This is a genomic window from Streptomyces lavendofoliae (genome assembly GCF_014649735.1).
Taxonomy (GTDB): Bacteria; Actinomycetota; Actinomycetes; order Streptomycetales; family Streptomycetaceae; genus Streptomyces; species Streptomyces lavendofoliae.
On record NZ_BMTP01000018.1, the window covers coordinates 35605 to 54187 of the forward strand.

Below are 18583 nucleotides of genomic sequence, written 5' to 3' on the forward strand. Positions count from 1 at the left end.
GTTTCCGCCGCCCGCCGCCCGGAACGCCGCGCCGCCCGCCGCCCGGAACGCCGCGCCGCCCGAAACGCCGCGCCGCCCGATGTCCCCGCCGCCCGCCGCCCGCCGCCCGGCCCCGGCCGTCAGCCCGCCCGCCCGTGGCCCGCTTCCAGATCCAGCCGCCAGTCGTTGGTCCGCAGCAGGTGCCCCGGTGGGTACTCGAAGTCCCGCTCGCCCAGCAGCTCGAAACCGGCCTTGCGGCACACCGCGTTCGACGCGCCGTTGCCCACGGACGGGAAGGCGTGCAGGTACCGGTGCTTGCGTGCCGCCCGGGCCCGCTCCACCACGGCCGCCGTCGCCGCGGTCGCCACACCCCGCCCCTGGAACCCGCCCAGCACGGACCAGCCGGTCTCGTACACCCGTGTCCCGTCCCAGGTCTGCTCCCAGAAGCCGATCACCCCGACCGGGACCTCCTCCGGCTCCAGGACGATCCGGAACATCCGGCCGGCGCCGGTCCGGTCCCCGCTCAGGTCCACGTACCGCTGGTGTCGCTTGACCAGCTGGTCCTCGGTCTCCGGACCGCCGAGGTGCTCCATCAGCTCCGGCGCGTTGACCGCCCGGAGCAGCCCGAGGTCCCGCTCAGACCACGCCTCGATGCGTACCGGTGACACGTCACGTCCCATACCGGCACTCTAGGGCGGCCCGCCGACAACGACGGGGCGTGCGGCCCGCGCCGGGGCCCTCCCCCGAGCGTCCGCCCACGACAGCGACGGCGAAGGCGGCGTCGAGCCGGTGCTCAGGGCCAGACCAGGCAGTACGGCTGGTGCCCCGCCTCGTGCAGGCGGACCGAGAAGTCCTGCCACTCGTGCAGCAGCTGGTACACGTTGAACGCGTCCCGCGGTCCGCCGCGGTCGGGGACGGTCGACCAGATGAACGCCGCCGCGCCCACCGACTCCTCGCCGACGCCGCGCAGCGGGTCGACCACCGTCGTGGGGAGCTTGACCACCGCGTAGTCGGGGTGCAGCACCACCAGCTCCAGCGGCGGCACCTTGTGCAGCGGCATGCCCTGGATGCCGGTCAGCACCATCGCGGCTATGGTCTCCGGCTTGATCTTGGTGAACATGCCGCCCATGCCCAGCTCGTCGCCGCCCAGCTCCTCGGGCCGCATGGAGATGGGCACGCGGGCGGCGGTGGCGCCGTTGGGCGCGCCGAAGTACTTGTAGGTCACCCCCATGCCCCGGCCACCCCCGCTTCCGCTCCCGACCGGGCCGACCGGGCCCAGGGCGGCTCTGTCCTGCTCGCGCCGGTGCTTCCCCCGCCGGGCACGCTCAGGACCCAGGTCGTCGGTCCCCTCGCCCAGTCCGCCACCGCGATGCATATCTCCACCCGACTGCTTTTTAGGTAACACAGCCCCCGCCGCGCAACCCGATCATCGTGACAGTGACCTCCCCCACGAACGTGTGGTGAAACACCTGTCCGCAAGAACGTCCGGGCCTCTGACACCATGGATTCCGTGAGCATTCCCTATGACGCCCCAGTTTCGCAGACCCGGAGGTCCGGCGCCTCGTCGTAAACAACGTCGCGGACAGGCGGGCCGTTCACGGAGGGCCCACTCCCTCGCCCCGGCCGCCATGCCCGAGCATTGCTGCCGTCAACTCGTACTCGCAGGTCAGGACCAACGTGCCGTATTCATACGAAGCCCCAGTCTCACAGACGCTTTTCGACCGCGCGTCCCTCGTGACGCCCGGCGGCGTGAACTCTCCCGTACGTGCCTTCCGGGCCGTGGGCGGTACGCCCCGGTTCATGGTGTCCGGTGCGGGTCCGTACCTCACCGACGCGGACGGGCGCGAGTACGTCGACCTCGTCTGCTCGTGGGGGCCGATGATCCTCGGCCACGCGCACCCCGAGGTGATCGCCGCCGTTCAGGAGGCGGTCGCGCGCGGCACGTCGTTCGGTACGCCCGGTGAGGGCGAGGTGGCGCTCGCCGAGGAGATCGTGGCCCGGATCGCCCCGGTCGAGCAGGTGCGGCTGGTGTCGTCGGGCACCGAGGCCACCATGTCGGCGATCCGGCTGGCCCGCGGCTACACCGGCCGTGCCAAGGTCGTGAAGTTCGCCGGCTGCTACCACGGGCACGTGGACGCGCTGCTCGCCGCCGCCGGCTCCGGGGTCGCCACCTTCGGCCTGCCGGACACGCCGGGCGTGACCGGTGCGCAGGCGGGCGACACGATCGTCCTGCCGTACAACGACCTCGACGCCGTGCGCCGGGCGTTCGCCGCGCACCCCGGCGAGATCGCCTGCGTGATCACCGAGGCGTCGCCCGGCAACATGGGCGTGGTCCCGCCCCGCGACGGGTTCAACCAGAGCCTGAAGGACCTGTGCGCCGCGAACGGCGCGCTGTACATCTCCGACGAGGTCATGACCGGCTTCCGTACGTCGAAGGCCGGCTGGTACGGCGTCGACGGCGTCGCGCCCGACCTGATGACCTTCGGCAAGGTCATGGGCGGCGGGTTCCCGGCCGCCGCGTTCGGCGGCCGGGCCGACGTCATGGCGCATCTGGCCCCGGCCGGCCCGGTCTACCAGGCGGGCACCCTGTCCGGTAACCCCGTCGCCACCGCCGCCGGCCTCGCGCAGCTGCGGCTGCTGGACGACGCCGCGTACGAGAAGGTCGACGCCGTCTCCCGGGAGATCCAGGGCCTGGTGACCGAGGCGCTGGGCAAGGAGGGCGTGGCCCACCGCCTCCAGACGGCGAGCAACATGTTCTCCGTCTTCTTCACCGACGCGGAGGTCGTGGACTACGACGACGCGAAGAAGCAGGAGGCGTTCCGCTTCACCGCGTTCTTCCACTCCATGCTGGCGCAGGGCGTGTACCTGCCGCCGTCCGCCTTCGAGTCGTGGTTCGTCTCCACCGCGCACGACGAGCGCGCGGTGGAGCGGATCGCCGCCGCGCTGCCGGCCGCCGCGCGTGCCGCCGCGGAGGCCACCGCATGAGCACGGGCACCGGCACCGGCGGCGAGAACCGCGACATCACCGTCGTCCACCTGATGCGCCACGGCGAGGTCCACAACCCCGACGGGGTCCTGTACGGGCGCCGGGCGGGCTACCACCTGTCGGACCTGGGCCGGCGGATGGCCGACCGGGTGGCCGAGCACCTCGCGGGCCGGGACGTGACGCACGTCGTCGCCTCCCCGCTGGAGCGGGCGCAGGAGACCGCCCAGCCGATCGCCAAGTCCCACGGGCTGGACCTCGTCACCGACGAGCGGCTGATCGAGGCGGGCAACGTCTTCGAGGGCAAGACGTTCGGCGTGGGCGACGGCGCGCTGCGCCGGCCCGCCAACTGGCGGCACCTGACCAACCCGTTCCGCCCGTCGTGGGGCGAGCCGTACATCGACCAGGTCGTCCGGATGATGGGCGCCCTGAACGCGGCGCGGGACGCGGCGCGCGGGCACGAGGCGGTCTGCGTCAGCCACCAGCTGCCGATCTGGATCGTGCGGAGCTTCGTGGAGCGGCGGCGGCTGTGGCACGATCCGCGCCGCCGGCAGTGCACGCTCGCGTCCCTGACCACGTTCACGTACCAGGGCGACCGGATCGTCTCGGTCGGCTACAGCGAGCCCGCCCGGGATCTCGTACCGCCGCACCTGCTGGCCGGTGCCAAGCCGGTCAAGGGCAAGTCCAGGGCCTTCGGCGCCTGACGCCCGGTCCGCCGCCGGGGCGCACGGCCACCCCGGCGGCGGCCCCCGGCATCCCGTCCGTACGCCCGCGCGTGCCGGATGCCGCACAGGCGGACACCCGCGCACGCGGACAGCCGAACAGGCGAGTAATCGCCTCGTCACCCAGAAGATCGTGTGGTAATCACGGGAACCGTCCCCTTCGTTCCGCCCTCTCACTCCTTGCCGGTTTGGAAGGTATGTCCGGCACCGAACGAGCGCGGATGGGGACGATATGCGCGGGATCAGTCGAAGGGGCCTGCTGGGAGCCGGTGTCGGAGCCGCGGCGGCGATCGGAGTCGGCGGCTGCGGCCTGGCCGGCGGCTCGGACCAGGGCGGAGACCGGCCGGGTAAGGGCGGCGGCGGTACGGGCGACCCGGCCCCCGGCAAGGTCGAGGGGCGTCTCCTGGGGGACGGGTCCACCTCCGACACCGGAAAGCAGCCGAACCAGCCCGCCGAGCCCGTGCCCCTGGAACCCGGGCAGACCCCGCCGCAGTTCGTGATCTTCTCCTGGGACGGGGCGGGCGAGGTCGGCAACGGCCTCTTCCCGCGCTTTCTGGAACTCGCCAGGAACCACGACGCGGCGATGACCTTCTTCCTGTCCGGCCTCTATCTGCTGCCCGAATCGAAGAAGCACCTCTACCGGCCGCCGAACAACCGCACCGGCGCCTCCGACATCGGCTACCTCACCGACGACCACATCAAGCAGACGCTGAAGTACGTCCGCGAGGCCTGGCTCGACGGGCACGAGATAGGCACCCACTTCAACGGCCACTTCTGCGCCGGCTCCGGATCCGTCGAGAAGTGGACCCCCGCCGACTGGCAGAACGAAATCGACCAGGCGGTGAAATTCGTCACCGAGTGGAAGACCAACAGCGGCTGGACCGATCTCGACCCGCTGCCCTTCGACTACCGCAAGGAACTCGTCGGCGCCCGTACCCCCTGCCTCCTCGGTCAGGACAAACTGCTGCCCACCGCCAGGAAGCTGGGCTGGCGCTACGACGCCAGCTCCCCCGGCGGCCACCAGAAGTGGCCCGTCAAGCGCCAGGGGCTGTGGGACCTGCCGCTCCAGCAGATCCCCTTCCCGGGCAGGTCCTTCGAGGTCCTTTCCATGGACTACAACATCCTGGCCAACCAGTCGCAGAACACGACCAAGGGCATGCCCTCGCGCTATCCGGAATGGAAGAAGCAGGCCACCGGGGCCTACCTCGCCGGATTCAAGCGCGCCTACGAATCGAATCGCGCGCCCTTCTACATCGGCAACCACTTCGAGCAGTGGAACGGCGGCATCTACATGGACGCCGTCGAAGAGGCGCTCAAGGGCATGGCCGGCAAGAAGGACGTACGACTGGTGTCCTTCAAACAGTTCGTCGACTGGCTCGACGTCCAGGATCCGAAGATCCTGGACAAGCTCCGTACGCTGGAGGTCGGCCAATCCCCGACAGGCGGCTGGAACGCCTTCCTTAAGTCCGTCTGACATCGGGCTTTACGGGCAGCCAGGGGGGCGCGCAAGATCCCCGGAACGCACATGCGAAACTTTTCACATGAGCTTCAGCCGCGCCCCCCGAGGCATCCTGCTCACCGCCGCCGCCCTCACGACCGCGCTCACGCTGACCGCGTGCAGCGGCGGCTCCAACGGCACCTCCGGCGGTGGGGGCAACACCAACTTCGTCACCAACACCGGCGGTGTCGAGACCGTCGCCAAGGGCGAGCGCACGGCACCGGGCAAGCTCGCGGGCGAGACCCTCGACGGCAAGCGGCTCGACGTCGCCGACCTCGGGGGCAAGGTCGTCGTGCTGAACGTGTGGGGCTCCTGGTGCGGACCCTGCCGGGCCGAGGCCAAGCACTTCGCCAAGGTGGCGGGCGACCTCAAGGGCAAGGGCGTGGAGTTCGTCGGCATCAACACCCGCGACCACAACAAGCAGCCGGCCCTCGCCTTCGAGAAGGACTACAAGGTCCCGTACCCGAGCCTGTACGACCCGGACGGCGAGCTGGTCCTCTACGGCTTCCCCAAGGGCACCCTCAACCCGCAGGGCATCCCGTCCACCGTCGTGCTCGACCGCGACGGGAAGATCGCCGCGCGCTCGCTCACGGCTCTGGACGACACCCGGCTGCGCAAGATGATCGACCCGCTGCTGGCCGAGAAGTGACCGGGGACGTGATCCTGTGATCCTCCTCGCCGCCGAGCAGCTGGGCCGCAACGAGACGGTCTTCAGCGGAGCCCTCCTGCTGGCCCTGCCCGTCGCCGTGCTCGGCGGGCTGGTCTCCTTCTTCTCGCCCTGCGTGCTGCCGCTCGTCCCCGGCTACCTCTCGTACGTGACCGGCGTCACCGGCACCGACCTGGCCGAGGCCCGGCGGGGCCGGATGGCCGCCGGCGCCGCCCTCTTCGTCCTCGGCTTCACGGCCGTCTTCGTCTCCGGCGGCGCCCTCTTCGGCTACTTCGGTGCCACGCTCCAGGAGTACCGCCACACCGTCACCACCGTCCTCGGCGTCCTGATGATCCTCATGGGGGTCTTCTTCCTCGGCCTCATGCCGTGGCTGACGCAGCGCGAGTTCCGCTTCCACAAGCGGCCGGGGACCGGCCTGGTCGGGGCGCCGCTGCTGGGCGCGCTCTTCGGTATCGGGTGGACCCCGTGCATCGGCCCGACGCTCTCGTCGATCAACCTGCTCGCCTTCCAGCAGGCGAGCGCCGGGCGCGGGGCGCTGCTGACCGTCGCGTACTGCCTCGGCCTCGGCGTGCCGTTCGTGCTCGCCGCGATCGCGTTCCGCAAGGCGCTCGGCGCCTTCTCCTGGGTGAAGCGGCACTATGCGTGGGTGATGAGGATCGGCGGCGGCATGATGATCCTCACCGGCCTGCTCCTGCTCACCGGCGCGTGGGACAGCCTGGTGCAGGAGATGCAAGGGTGGTCCGCAGGCTTCCAGGTGGGGATCTAGATCCATGAGCGACACAGACACGACCGAGCGGGACATGGCGGAGGCCGGCGAGCAGCTGTCCACCGCGCCCAGGGAAGACCTCACCACGGGCGGCGGGCCGACGCTCGGCGTCATCGGCTGGATCCGCTGGTTCTGGCGCCAGCTGACCTCCATGCGGGTCGCGCTGATCCTGCTCTTCCTGCTCTCCCTCGGGGCCATCCCCGGCTCGCTGATCCCCCAGAACAGCGTGGACGACCTGAAGGTCCGCACCTTCAAGGAGCAGCACGAGGTCCTGGCGCCGATCTACGACCGGCTCCAGCTCTTCGACGTCTACAGCTCGGTGTGGTTCTCCGCGATCTACATCCTGCTGTTCGTCTCCCTGATCGGCTGCATCGTCCCGCGCAGCCGGCAGTTCGCCGGCCAGCTGCGCGGCCGGCCGCCGGCCGCCCCCATGCGGCTCACCCGGCTGCCCGCGTACACCACCTGGCGTACCGAGGCCGCGCCCGAGGAGGTGCGGGAGGCGGCGCTGGCGATGCTCAGGAAGCGGCGGTTCCGGGCCCATGCGGTGGATGACGCCGTCGCCGCGGAGAAGGGGTACCTGCGGGAGGTCGGCAACCTGGTCTTCCACATCGCGCTCATCGTGATGCTGGTGGCGTTCGCCATGGGCCAGCTCTTCAAGTCCGAGGGCGGCAAGCTGATCATCGAGGGCGGCGGCTTCGCCAACACCCTCACGCAGTACGACGACTTCTCGTCCGGTTCGCTGTTCTCCACCGACGAGCTGGCGCCGTTCAGTTTCACGCTGAACCGGTTCACCGGTACGTACGAGACCGGCGGCCCGCAGCGCGGTACCCCCCGCACCTTCGAGGCGGACGTGACGTACTCCCAGGGCGGCGGCGTCCGGAAGCGGAGCGTCATCCGGGTCAATGAGCCGCTGGAGATCGGCGGCTCGAAGGTCTACCTGATCTCCCACGGCTACGCCCCCGTCGTCACCGTCAAGGACGGCAAGGGCGTCACCGTCTTCCGGGGCGCCGTCCCGCTCCTGCCCATCGACAACAACATCACCTCCACCGGCGTGATCAAGGTGATGGACGGCTACCGCGACAAGAGCGGCAAGAAGGTGCAGCTGGGCTTCCCGGCCTTCTTCGTGCCGACGTACGCGGGCAAGGGCCAGGGCCAGATGTTCAGCCAGTTCCCCGGGCTCGCCTTCCCCGCGCTCAACCTCAGCGCGTACCAGGGCGACCTGCGGGTCGACGGCGGGCTCCCGCAGAACGTGTACCAGCTCGACACCAGCAAGATGAAGCCGTTCAAGGACGCGAGCGGCCAGATCTTCAAGAAGACGCTGATCCCGGGCGAGACCATGACGCTGCCGCAGGGAGCGGGCTCGATCACCTTCGAGAAGGAGATCAAGGAGTGGGCCAGCTTCAAGATCGCCCAGCAGCCCGGCAACGGCCTCGCCCTCGCCGGAGCGATCGCCGCGATCGCCGGCCTGGCCGGCTCGCTGTTCATCCAGCGCCGCCGGGTCTGGGTGCGTGCCGTACGGGGGGACGCCTCCACCGGGGGGCTGACCGTCGTCGAGATGGCGGGACTGGGGCGGAGCGAGTCCGCGAAGCTCCCCGAGGAACTGGCCGAGCTGGCGGCCACGCTCCATTCCGTGGCGCCCACCGCGCCCGAGGCCGACGAAGCCGATGAAAGGGCAGAGCAGTGAATCTCGCCGCCGCTACCAACGAGAGCCTGGCGGAGATGAGCAACGTGCTCGTCTACTCCGCCATGGCCGTCTACACCCTGGCCTTCCTCGCGCACATCGCGGAGTGGGTCCTCGGCAGCCGCAGCAAGGTCGGCCGCACGGCGGCGGCCCTGACCACCCCGGCGGCGCCGAAGGTCCGGGTGCGCACCGCCGGGCAGGGCGGGGGCACCGCCGTCCTCGACAAGCCGAAGGTCGTCACCCGCTCCGCGTCCGGCTCCCGCGACGTGCCGGACGGGCCGGGTGCGGCCGGCGGGGACCAGAAGGGCGACCTGTACGGGCGCATCGCCGTCTCGCTGACCACCCTGGCGTTCCTCGTCGAGGCCGCCGCCGTGGTCGCCCGCGCGCTGTCCGTGCAGCGGGCCCCCTGGGGCAACATGTACGAGTTCTCCCTGACCTTCTCCACGGTGGCCGTCGGCGCGTACCTCGCCTTCCTGGTCGCGGGGAAGAACGTCCGGTGGATGGGCCTGCTCCTGGTCACCACCGTGCTGCTGGACCTCGGCGTCGCCACGACCTGGCTCTACACCGACAGCGACCAGCTCGTCCCGGCCCTGCACTCGTACTGGCTGTGGATCCACGTCTCCACCGCGATCTTCTGCGGCGCGGTCTTCTACCTGGGCGCCGTCGCCACGCTGCTGTACCTCTTCCGGGACGCCTACGAGAACAAGCTCGCCTCCGGTGGTACGCCGAGCGGCTTCGCCCGCTCGGTGCTGGAGCGGCTCCCGGCGGCGGCGACGCTGGACAAGTTCGCCTACCGCGTCAACGCGGCGGTCTTCCCGCTGTGGACGTTCACGATCATCGCCGGTGCCATCTGGGCCGGTGACGCGTGGGGCCGCTACTGGGGCTGGGACGCCAAGGAGGTCTGGTCGTTCATTACGTGGGTCGCGTACGCCGCGTACCTGCACGCCCGGGCGACGGCCGGCTGGAAGGGCCGCAAGGCGGCGTACGTGGCGCTGATCGCCTTCGCCTGCTGGCTCTTCAACTACTACGGGGTCAACATCTTCGTGAACAGCCTCCACTCGTACGCGGGAGTCTGAGGCCCGCGGCCGGGTAGCGGCGGACGGGGGACCGCGCCACGCTGGAGGCATGGTCCGACAGATCCCGCCCGGCACCAGCGAGAGCCACGGCGACACCCACACCCTGCGGTTCGCCGTCCCCCTGCCCCACCCCGAGGAGCGCGTCTGGCTCGCCCTGACCACCCCGGGCGGCCTGCGGGGGTGGCTCGCCGAGCCCGAGGTGCTCCAGAGCCGGCTCGGCGGCGAGGTCGTCCTGCGCCGTCCGACGACCCGCCCCCCGGCCGAGGTGTCCGGGACGGTCACCGCGTGGGACGTGGAGCGGGTCGTGGAGTACACGGTCGAGGGATACGGCCGGGCCCGGTTCCACCTGGAGCCCGGCGGACCGGAGGCGACCGTGCTGCGGTTCGTCAACGAGTTCCGCGGCACGCAGGACCTGCGGCTGGAGCGCCTGGCCGACTGGCACGACCACTTCCTGCACCTCGCCGACTTCCTCGACGGGCGGCCCGCCGACTGGGCGTCCTGGTCGCCGGAACGCCGGCAGGACCTCCGCGACCGGTACGAGGCCCGCGACTTCGACGCGACCTGACCCCGGGCCCGGCCCTACCGCCTGCGCGGCGGCATGCACTCGGCGGTCGGGGGCTTCCCGTCCGGCCAGGCGATCCGCACGAAGCGGGGCTTGTCGCGGGTGAGCTCCACCACCGGCACCGCCTTGTCGTACGGGTTGCCGTGGTTGTCCAGGCAGATCCAGCCGCTCGCGCCCTCCACCCGCAGCGGGCCCGTCACCTGTGGCCACTGGAGCCCCACGTCCTCCAGGGACGGCAGCGGACCCTTCACCGTCGCCTGCCGGATCGCGTGCACGGCCGTCGCCATCGCGTCGTACGCGATGATCGCCTGCCCGTCGGACAGCTCGACCGGCCCGACCGGGCCGGCCTCCGGCCCGCTCACGGCGTCCATCATCGAGCGGAACCGCTGGTAGGCGTCCTTCGACCCGCCCCGGGGCGGCGTCGGCCTGCCGGCTGCGGGCTGCCACGCGTCGGGGTGCGCCAGCGCCGCGTACCGGACGGTCAGCCCGCCGCCCAGGACGCTGCGGTCGAGCTGGGGATCCGCCCCCAGGTAGGAGCCCTCGTCGCCGGTCAGGACGGTGAACGGCCGGTGTGTGCAGCCGCGCGCGCCCAGCGCGTTGATGAACTGCCTCAGCTGGGTGTGGCGCCCGGCGAAGAAGACGGTGTTCGCGCGCGTGGTGCACAGCAGGTGGGCGATCTGCCGGAAGGTGTTGGCGGTGCTGCCCTCGTCGTTGGGGTCCTCGGGCGAGGTGAACAGCTGCGGCTGGTACGGCGACTTCTCCAGCAGCGCCGAGAAGGCGCTCTTGAGCGTGTCCGTGTAGTGGTCGCCGTCGCGGGCGTCGTGCACCAGGATCGCCCTCGCCGCGTCGACCCGCCCGAAGTGGGCCAGCGCCCGCGCCTCGTCGCTGTTGGTGGGGGAGACCCGCGCGAGGCCCGGGAACGGCTTCCTGCCCGGTCCGTTGGTGAGGTCGTCGGCGGTGATGGTGGTGCCGACGACCGCGATGTCCGCGCCGGTCAGCTCGGTCACCGCCTGCCGGACGGGAGCGCTGCTGGTCGCTATGCCGGAGACCGCCCGCAGGTGGTGGGGCGCGCCGGTCATCGCCTTCAGGGCGGCGACGGGCGTCCGCCAGTGGGCGTTTCCCTTGCCCGTGTTGGCCAGGACCAGCCGGATCTTGGGGACCTGGTTGTTGGAGCGGTTGTTCGCGGCGTACTGCTGGGCGAACGCGCCCTGCACCTCGTGCAGGATCTTGATCCGCATCGACGGGCTGGTGGAGGTCAGCGGCAGCAGCAGTGCCACCGTCGCGTACCGGCCGGGCTCCAGCTTGTCGTTCTCCCTGTCGATCGCCCGGGCGACCGGGCCGAGCGCCGGGACGCGGAAGTCGAAGCCGTCGCCGGACACCCCGACGCACTCGTCGCTGCCCACGGGCCGTGCGACGCCCGGGGCGCACGAGCGGTCCTCGGGCGTGGTCAGCCGGCCGACGGCGTACACCGTCCCCCAGGCGAGCAGCGCCAGCGCCAGCGCACTGGTGACGACCTTCTGCCGGGTGGTGTAGAAGACCCGGTAGCGGAGGGGATTGGGCACCTCAGACTCCGTCCTCCCGCCCCGGCGGGACGGTGAGCCCCCGCCAGGCGCGGATGTCCCTCGGCCAGTGGGTGGCCGCGTCCCACAGCGGGCTGGTGCCGGTCAGATGCCGGCCGGACAGCTGCCGCAGCTCGTGCGCCAGCTTCTCCACCACGTCGTCGTCCGGCAGGGCCAGCGGATCGGTCAGCAGCCACACCGCGTGCAGCAGCCGCCGCAGGCACAGGTGCAGTGCCGTCGCGTCCGCGTCCAGCCCGTCCGGCAGGGGGCCGCCCGGGTCCTCGCCCAGCGCCACCGCGCGGCGCGGATCGGGGCCGGTGCGCCGGTGTTCGCGGGGGTACGGGGCGGAGGCGACGCACCGCAGGCGCTCCAGCCAGCCCAGGACGTCCGGCCCCGGAAACGCCCGCCGCAGCTCGGTCACCGTCTCCTCGGTGCGGCCGAGCGCGAGCTCCTGCCGGAGCCGGTGCGGCGTGGGCTCGGGCCCGTAGTGGCGGTGCAGCGTCTCGTGGACCGCGCGCCACGCGGCGTACTCGGGGGCGTCGGCGTCGTGGAACCGCAGCCGGTGCAGCAGCAGCGCCCGCAGCAGCGGGTCGGCCACGAACTGCCCGCCGCCCTCGGGCCAGCCGTCCTCCCTCAGCGCGTCCCGCACCAGCAGCGCCATGTCGCCGTCCACCGACGCGCCGCGCAGCCGGGTGCGGGCCAGCACCCGGGCGGAGTCCTCGTCGTGGGCGGCGGCCAGCACGGCGGCCACGTCCGGGCGCAGCCCGCGCGGCAGCAGCTCGGCCAGCAGGGTGCCGGCGACCGGCCCGGGGGCGGTGTCCTCGCGCAGCTCCACCGCCAGGTCCAGCAGCGCGCCCGGTGTGAGCGCCCCGCGGTCCGCCGCCCGCACCCCGCCGGCCGCCCGCCCCAGCAGCTCCACCGCCAGCGGCCGGCCGCCCGTCAGCCGGTGGACCGCCCGCGGCAGGCCGGCCGGGGTGCGTCCGGCCGTGTCGTACCGGTCGAACACGGCCCGCGTGTGCGCGGCGCTCAGCGGGGTCAGCTCCACGGCGAGGACGCCCGACGTGATGTCCGCGCCCCGCGGGCACGACGCCCGGTGCGCCACCTCGGGCAGCCGCGTCCGGGTAGCCCGGCGCAGCCCCTCGTGGTCGGGGTCCCGGGACGAGGCGAGGATCACCAGCCGGTCGCGGCGCCCGGCGCTGCGGTCCCGCAGGACCGGCTCGACCAGGCGCCGGCCGAGCGGCAGGTGGGCGTTGTCCAGCAGGACGACCGGGCGGCCGCGCCGGGACCCGCGCCGGGTGAGGCCGACGTACGCGCGGCGCACGTCCTCCACGAGCGCGCCGACCAGGAAGCCCTCGGCCTCCTCGCGGCGGCGTCCGCCCAGCTCGAAGTCGACGGCCAGCTGGTGCAGGCCCAGCTCGCCCCGGCCGCCCGCGTTGCGGTACGCGCCGTACCAGCCCCTGGACTTGCGCTGGTAGCGGCCGAACACCTCCTCCAGGAGGGTCTCCACCGTCGCCTCGGCCAGCACCCCGGCGAGCGGCGCCGTCGCCTCCGCGGCCGTCGCGGCCAGCTTGGCGAGCACCTTGGAGACCCACGTGCCGGCCGCGCCCTTGGCCTCGTCGACGGTCGCGAGGACCGGGCCGAGGCGCTGGAGGTCGCGGCGCGCCCGGTCGTCGTCCTCCTGCGACCAGCCGGTGACCGCGATGGCCGCCAGCCCCAGGGACAGGCGGGGGAACTCCACCGGCCGCGCCGACAGCACCCTCGGCGACAGCTGCACGGCGAGTTCCGCGAGCGCCCCGGTCAGCGGGTTCCAGCCGGGCCCGTGGTCGAGGGGCGGCTCGATGTGCGCGCAGTCCAGCAGCGCGAGCGGGGTGCCGCCCCGGTAGGCGTTGCGGACCTGCTTGAGCAGCGCGGTCTTGCCCATGCCCCGGCCGCCGGTGAAGACGGTGACGGGCGGATCGTCACCGTGCTCGTACCCCACGGCGGCGAAGCTGTACGGAGTGAGTCCGGTCAGCCGCGCGGCCAGCCCCGACCCGTCCAGCACCGCCTCGCGGCCGTACAGCTCTCTGTCCACCGCCACCCCCCGTGACTCAGCGTCAAGTGAAGGTTACTTTCGCACCGCTGGTGGCGCGGGGGGTCGGGAGAACCGTCATTCAGTCGTGATCGCGTCGAGTCGCTCGCGCAGGTACGCGTGCGAGTCGACGCCCCGGACGTCGGTGCCGGGATCGCACTCGTGGAAGTACACCAGCGACATCAGCTCCTCCGACGGGACGTCGGCGGGCGGCGGCAGCACCCGGTGCCGGCCCGAGCACCACCGCCCGTCCGTCCAGCGGGCCATCAGGTCGCCGATGTTCACGGTCAGGGCGTCCGGGTCGTACGGGGCGTCCTGCCAGCCGCCCGCGTCGGTGAACACCTGGAGCCCGCCCCTGCCCGCCTGCCGGTCCAGCACGGTCACCGTCCCGAAGTCGGTGTGCGGCCCGATCCGGAACTGGCCGGGCTCCGGCTCGCCGAGCACGTCCCGGCCCGGATACCAGTTGATGTTGAAGCCCCAGGTGGGGTGGGCGGAGTGCCGGGTGAAGAAGTCCTCGCCCTCGCCGAGCGCCACGCCCAGCAGCCCGAGCAGCCGGCCGGACAGCTCCCGCGTCCGCGCCAGGTACCGCTCCACCAGGGGCCGCAGCTCCGGCACCTCGGCGGGCCAGGTGTTGGGCAGGAACCACTCCGCGTCCACCGCCGGGTCGCCCGTCGGCTCGTCGGCGGCGAACGACAGCGACTCCTTCAGGTCCGGCGGGGTCCGGACGCCCTCCGCGTACGCGTTGGCCTCCGTGCCCGGCCCGAGCCAGCCGCGCCCGCCGACCCGCACGGCGTACGGCCGCTTCACCCGGGGGTCCAGGCGGAAGAACCTCCGCGCCTCCCGCCGGACCGCCGCCCGGAGTTCCGGCTCCACGCCGTGCCCGGTCACCAGCAGGAACCCGGCGTCGCGCAGCGCCCGGTCGACGCGGCGGGCGGTCGCGGCACGGGCGGCGGGGTCCCCGGACAGCCAGGGGGTCAGGTCGATCACCGGGACCGGGGGCTCACTCATCGCCGATGTCCTCGTTCCACAGCTCCGGGTGCCGTGCGACGAAGCCGCGCATCATGGCGGCGCACTCCGGGTCGTCGAGCAGGACGACCTCGACGCCGTGCTCCGCGAGCCAGTCGTGGCCGCCCCGGAAGGTCTCCGCCTCGCCGATGACGACCCGGGAGATGCCGAACTGCCGCACGAGCCCGGAGCAGTACCAGCACGGCGACAGCGTGGTGACCATGGTCGTGCCCCGGTACGACCGCTGCCGCCCGGCCGCCCGGAACGCGGCCGTCTCCGCGTGCGTGGAGGGGTCGCCGTCCTGGACGCGACGGTTGCGCCCCTTCCCGAGGAGGGTGCCGTCGGGTCCGTACAGGGCGGCTCCGACGGGGATGCCGCCCTCGGCGAGGCCGGCGCGCGCTTCGGCGGCGGCCGTCTCCAGCCACCGCCGTACCTGCTGCTGATGGTCCATGGCGGGTACCTTCCCCGCCGGGCGGCCGTTCCCCCGCGGGGACCGGTCAGGACTTCCCGGAGCCGCCCTCGCCGCCGTCCTGCTGCTCGTCGCCGTCCTTCTTCCGGAGTTCCTCCTCGCGGCGGCGCAGGTCCGCCTCCCAGTCCTCCAGGAGCGACTCGTCCTTCTGGTTCTCCTCGCGGAGCGACTTCAGGAACTCGGGGTTGTCGTCCGGGGCGACCCACTCGCCGCGGCGGTCGCGGGAGCCCCTGGAGAAGGGGGAGGGGGCGCCGCCACCGGCCGGGGCGCGGCGCAGCTTCCCGGCGGCGAGCCAGACGATCGGGCCGACGATCCAGAACAGCAGGATGATGAAGATCCAGGCGACCTTCGGCAGGTGCTTGGTCTCGTCCTCGGGGGTGTTCAGGCAGTCGATGAAGGCGTAGATCGTCAGCGCCAGCGGCAGGATGTACAGCAGTGCCCTGAGCATGTGGGACAGCCCCCTGAAGCTTTGGCGGGGCGCGTCTCGCCAGCCCCGGTGACAAGCCCAGCGTAGCCGGTGGCGGCCGTACCGGTCCGGGGCCGACCTCCTCCTCCGGGGGCGTCCCCCGGGGAACGACCCCCCGGAGGGCCCGGCAGGAACCGCCCGGCCCCGGCGCGGGCCGGCGGGTACGGTTCGGACATACTTGACCTCATGGCTTACGACGATCTTCGCTCGCTGCTCAGGGCGCTGGAGCGCGAAGGCGACCTCAAGCGCATCAAGGCCGAAGTCGACCCGTATCTGGAGGTCGGGGAGATCGTCGACCGGGTTCAGAAGTCCGGCGGTCCGGCGCTCCTCTTCGAGAACGTGCGCGGATCGGCGATGCCGCTCGCGATGAACGTCTTCGGGACGGACCGGCGGCTGCTCAAGGCGCTGGGCCTGAAGTCGTACGACGAGATCAGCGCCAAGATCGGCGGGTTGCTCAAGCCGGAGCTGCCGCACGGCTTCGTGGGCGTGCGGGAGGCCTTCGGCAAGCTGGGCGCGATGACCCACGTACCGCCGAGGAAGGTCAAGGAGGCGCCGGTCCAGGAGGTCGTCCTCACCGGCGACGACGTCGACCTGGAGAAGCTCCCCGCGCTCTTCACCTGGCCGAAGGACGGCGGGTCGTTCTTCAACCTGGGCCTCACGCACACCAAGCACCCCGAGAACGGCATCCGCAACCTCGGGCTGTACCGGCTCCAGCGGCACGACAAGCGCACCATCGGGATGCACTGGCAGATCCACAAGGACAGCCGCAACCACTACCAGGTCGCCGCCCGGCGAGGGGAGCGGCTGCCGGTGGCCATCGCGTTCGGGGCGCCGCCGGCCGTGACGTACGCCTCGACGGCCCCGCTGCCGGAGGACATCGACGAGTACATGTTCGCGGGCTTCCTCCAGGGCAAGCGGATCGAGATGGTGGACTGCAAGACCGTGCCGCTCCAGGTCCCGGCGCAGGCCGAGGTCGTGCTCGAGGGCTGGCTGGAGCCGGGCGAGATGCTGCCCGAGGGGCCCTTCGGCGACCACACGGGCTTCTACACCCCGCAGGAGCCGTTCCCGGCGCTCACCATCGACTGCGTCACGATGCGCAGGCGGCCGCTGCTCCAGTCGATCGTGGTGGGCCGCCCGCCCACGGAGGACGGGCCGCTCGGGCGTGCGACGGAACGCTTCTTCCTGCCGCTGCTCAAGATCATCGTGCCCGACATCGTGGACTACCACCTCCCGGAGTCCGGCGGCTTCCACAACTGCGCGATCGTCTCGATCGAGAAGAAGTACCCCAAGCACGCCCAGAAGGTCATGCACGCCATCTGGGGCGCGCACATGATGTCGCTGACCAAGCTCATCGTGATCGTCGACGCCGACTGCGACGTCCGCAACATGCACGAGGTGTCCTGGCGGGCGCTGGGCAACACCGACTACGCCCGCGACCTCACGGTCGTCGAGGGCCCGGTCGACCACCTGGACCACGCCTCCTACCAGCAGTTCTGGGGCGGCAAGGCCGGCATCGACGCCACGAGGAAGTGGCCCGAGGAGGGCTACACCCGCGACGGCGGCTGGCCGGACATGGTCGAGTCCGACCCGTCCACGGCCGCGCTGGTGGACCGCCGCTGGAAGGAGTACGGGCTGTGAGCGCCGGCGCCGGGGGCGGCCCCGCCCTCTTCATCGGCACCGGCACGCACTACGTGGCCCTGGTGCGCCCCCGGCTCGACCCGTCCGACGAGGGCGTGCGCCTCGCCGCCGCCGAGGCGGGCGTCTCCGCCGAGGAGTTCGCCGGCCCCGGCGACCTGTGGGCGGTGCTGGTCGAGCAGGACGGTGACGGCGACGGCTTCGAGCTGCCCGGCGTGCGCGACTCCGAGCCCGCCGGTTTCGCCGAGCGGCTGCGTGCCGGGCTGGCCGGGGCGTCCGGGCCGTTCACCGTCGACGGCGGCGCCGTGCTGCGCCTGGACGCCCGTCCGGCCGGTGAGGCCGCGTACGCCTTCACCGCGCGCGTCAGCCCGCCCGACGACCCGGAGACCGAGCTGACCGTGGAGACGGGCCCCGTGCCCGTCGCCCGGCTGCTTGCCGACCTCGACGCGTTCCTCGGGAGCCTCGCATGATGACAGCCGCCGGCGAGGTCGCCGGCTCCGCCCCGGTGCCGAGGCCGGCCGGGAAGGTGCGGGCCTTCCTGCGCCTGGTGCTCATCGAGCACTCCGTGTTCGCGCTGCCCTTCGCGTACATCGCCGCGCTCACCGCGATGTACCGGGACGACCGGACCGTCCACTGGGTGGAGCTGCTCCTGGTGACCGTCGCGATGGTGGGCCTGCGGACCTTCGCGATGGCGTGCAACCGGATCATCGACCGCGAGATCGACGCGCGGAACCCCCGCACGGCCGGCCGTGAGCTGGTCACCGGCGCGGTGTCGGTCCGCACCGCCTGGACCGGGGCGCTGGTGGCGCTGGTGGCGTTCCTCGGCGCGGCGGCGCTGCTGAACCCGCTGTGCCTGGCGCTCGCGCCCCTCGCCGTCGTACCGATGGTGGTATATCCCTACGGCAAGCGGTTCACAGACTTCCCGCACGCCATCCTGGGGCTGGCGCAGGCGATGGGCCCGGTCGGCGCGTGGATCGCGGTCACCGGGGCGTGGTCGTGGGACGCGGCGGTCCTGGGGCTCGCGGTGGGCGTCTGGATCGGCGGCTTCGACCTGATCTTCGCCTGCCAGGACGTCCAGGCGGACCGCGCCCACGGGGTGAGGTCCGTGCCCGCCCGCTTCGGCGTCCCGGCGGCGCTCCACGGCGCCCGCGCGTGCCACGCCGTCACCACGGCGCTGCTCGTGTGGTACGCCGTCCTCACCGGCGCGGGCGTGTTCTTCTGGGTGGGCCTGGCCGTCGTGGCCGTCGCCTTCGTGTACGAGCACACGATCGTGCGCCCGCACGACCTCTCGCGGCTGAACCGGGCGTTCTTCACCACGAACGGCTTCATCGGCGTCGCGCTCTTCGTGTGCGCGCTGACCGACCTGGTGGTGCGCGGCCTGGTGCCGTGAGCCTCGGGGGCGGGGCGGCCACGCCCCGCTCGGTTCCGTACCGGCCGGTTCCGTACGG

At 72.4% G+C, this 18583-nt stretch carries 18 protein-coding genes; 11 read left to right on the forward strand and 7 right to left on the reverse strand.

All coding sequences use genetic code 11. The annotated features are described in order from the left end of the window. Positions 1 to 119: 119 nt before the first annotated feature. Together IE109_RS27650 and IE109_RS27655 are read right to left on the reverse strand one after the other, a co-directional pair. Positions 120 to 659, reverse strand: a complete 540-nt coding sequence (locus tag IE109_RS27650) for a GNAT family N-acetyltransferase (protein ID WP_189554088.1) — start codon at positions 657 to 659, stop codon at positions 120 to 122. Positions 660 to 772: 113 nt separating this feature from the next. Beyond that, positions 773 to 1354: a hypothetical protein gene (locus tag IE109_RS27655; protein WP_189554089.1), complete on the reverse strand. Its 582-nt coding sequence runs from the start codon at positions 1352 to 1354 to the stop codon at positions 773 to 775. Between the two features lie 302 nt (positions 1355 to 1656). On the opposite strand from IE109_RS27655, the gene hemL reads away from it, so the two are divergent. From hemL to IE109_RS27695, 8 genes are all read left to right on the forward strand, one after another. Continuing rightward, positions 1657 to 2964 carry a glutamate-1-semialdehyde 2,1-aminomutase gene (gene hemL, locus IE109_RS27660; protein ID WP_189554090.1) on the forward strand — a complete coding sequence of 436 codons (1308 nt, stop codon included), beginning with the start codon at positions 1657 to 1659 and terminating at the stop codon, positions 2962 to 2964. Beyond that, positions 2961 to 3665, forward strand: coding sequence for a histidine phosphatase family protein (locus IE109_RS27665; protein ID WP_189554091.1), 705 nt, complete (start codon positions 2961 to 2963; stop codon positions 3663 to 3665). Before hemL ends, IE109_RS27665 begins: the two co-directional genes overlap by 4 nt. A gap of 250 nt (positions 3666 to 3915) precedes the next feature. Continuing rightward, positions 3916 to 5157, forward strand: coding sequence for a polysaccharide deacetylase family protein (locus IE109_RS27670; RefSeq protein ID WP_189554092.1), 1242 nt, complete (start codon positions 3916 to 3918; stop codon positions 5155 to 5157). A 67-nt stretch (positions 5158 to 5224) separates the two neighbouring features. Beyond that, on the forward strand, positions 5225 to 5830 hold the full coding sequence (locus IE109_RS27675; RefSeq protein WP_189554093.1) for a TlpA family protein disulfide reductase: 606 nt from the start codon (positions 5225 to 5227) through the stop codon (positions 5828 to 5830). Between the two features lie 16 nt (positions 5831 to 5846). Continuing rightward, positions 5847 to 6614, forward strand: coding sequence for a cytochrome c biogenesis CcdA family protein (locus IE109_RS27680; RefSeq protein WP_189554094.1), 768 nt, complete (start codon positions 5847 to 5849; stop codon positions 6612 to 6614). A gap of 4 nt (positions 6615 to 6618) precedes the next feature. Then, positions 6619 to 8298 carry a cytochrome c biogenesis protein ResB gene (gene resB, locus IE109_RS27685; RefSeq protein WP_189554095.1) on the forward strand — a complete coding sequence of 560 codons (1680 nt, stop codon included), beginning with the start codon at positions 6619 to 6621 and terminating at the stop codon, positions 8296 to 8298. Further along, positions 8295 to 9371, forward strand: coding sequence for a c-type cytochrome biogenesis protein CcsB (ccsB, locus tag IE109_RS27690; protein ID WP_189554096.1), 1077 nt, complete (start codon positions 8295 to 8297; stop codon positions 9369 to 9371). The genes resB and ccsB overlap by 4 nt, the downstream gene beginning before the upstream one ends. Positions 9372 to 9420: 49 nt before the next feature. Further along, positions 9421 to 9936, forward strand: a complete 516-nt coding sequence (locus IE109_RS27695) for an SRPBCC domain-containing protein (protein WP_189554097.1) — start codon at positions 9421 to 9423, stop codon at positions 9934 to 9936. 14 nt (positions 9937 to 9950) lie between these two features. Here the strand turns inward: IE109_RS27695 and IE109_RS27700 are convergent, their stop codons facing one another. From IE109_RS27700 to IE109_RS27720, 5 genes are all read right to left on the reverse strand, one after another. Beyond that, positions 9951 to 11495: a type 1 periplasmic-binding domain-containing protein gene (locus IE109_RS27700; protein WP_189554098.1), complete on the reverse strand. Its 1545-nt coding sequence runs from the start codon at positions 11493 to 11495 to the stop codon at positions 9951 to 9953. Between the two features lies 1 nt (position 11496). Then, a complete protein-coding gene (locus IE109_RS33785; protein ID WP_189554153.1) occupies positions 11497 to 13563 on the reverse strand; it encodes a hypothetical protein in 2067 nt (688 codons plus the stop codon). Positions 13564 to 13638: 75 nt separating this feature from the next. Next, positions 13639 to 14568 carry an isopenicillin N synthase family dioxygenase gene (locus IE109_RS27710; protein ID WP_189554099.1) on the reverse strand — a complete coding sequence of 310 codons (930 nt, stop codon included), beginning with the start codon at positions 14566 to 14568 and terminating at the stop codon, positions 13639 to 13641. Beyond that, entirely contained in the window at positions 14561 to 15016 is a 456-nt protein-coding gene (locus IE109_RS27715; protein WP_189554100.1) for a nucleoside deaminase, read from the reverse strand. Before IE109_RS27715 ends, IE109_RS27710 begins: the two co-directional genes overlap by 8 nt. Before the next feature lie 46 nt (positions 15017 to 15062). Then, the gene (locus tag IE109_RS27720) at positions 15063 to 15482 is read right to left on the reverse strand and encodes a PLD nuclease N-terminal domain-containing protein (protein WP_189554101.1); all 420 of its coding nucleotides are present in this window, start codon (positions 15480 to 15482) and stop codon (positions 15063 to 15065) included. Between the two features lie 204 nt (positions 15483 to 15686). On the opposite strand from IE109_RS27720, the gene IE109_RS27725 reads away from it, so the two are divergent. The 3 genes from IE109_RS27725 to mqnP are packed head-to-tail and all read left to right on the forward strand — an operon-like array spanning position 15687 to position 18525. Further along, entirely contained in the window at positions 15687 to 17138 is a 1452-nt protein-coding gene (locus IE109_RS27725; protein ID WP_189554102.1) for a menaquinone biosynthesis decarboxylase, read from the forward strand. Beyond that, positions 17135 to 17605, forward strand: coding sequence for a hypothetical protein (locus IE109_RS27730; protein WP_189554103.1), 471 nt, complete (start codon positions 17135 to 17137; stop codon positions 17603 to 17605). The genes IE109_RS27725 and IE109_RS27730 overlap by 4 nt, the downstream gene beginning before the upstream one ends. After that, a complete protein-coding gene (gene mqnP, locus IE109_RS27735; protein ID WP_189554154.1) occupies positions 17605 to 18525 on the forward strand; it encodes a menaquinone biosynthesis prenyltransferase MqnP in 921 nt (306 codons plus the stop codon). The genes IE109_RS27730 and mqnP overlap by 1 nt, the downstream gene beginning before the upstream one ends. Positions 18526 to 18583: the final 58 nt, after the last annotated feature.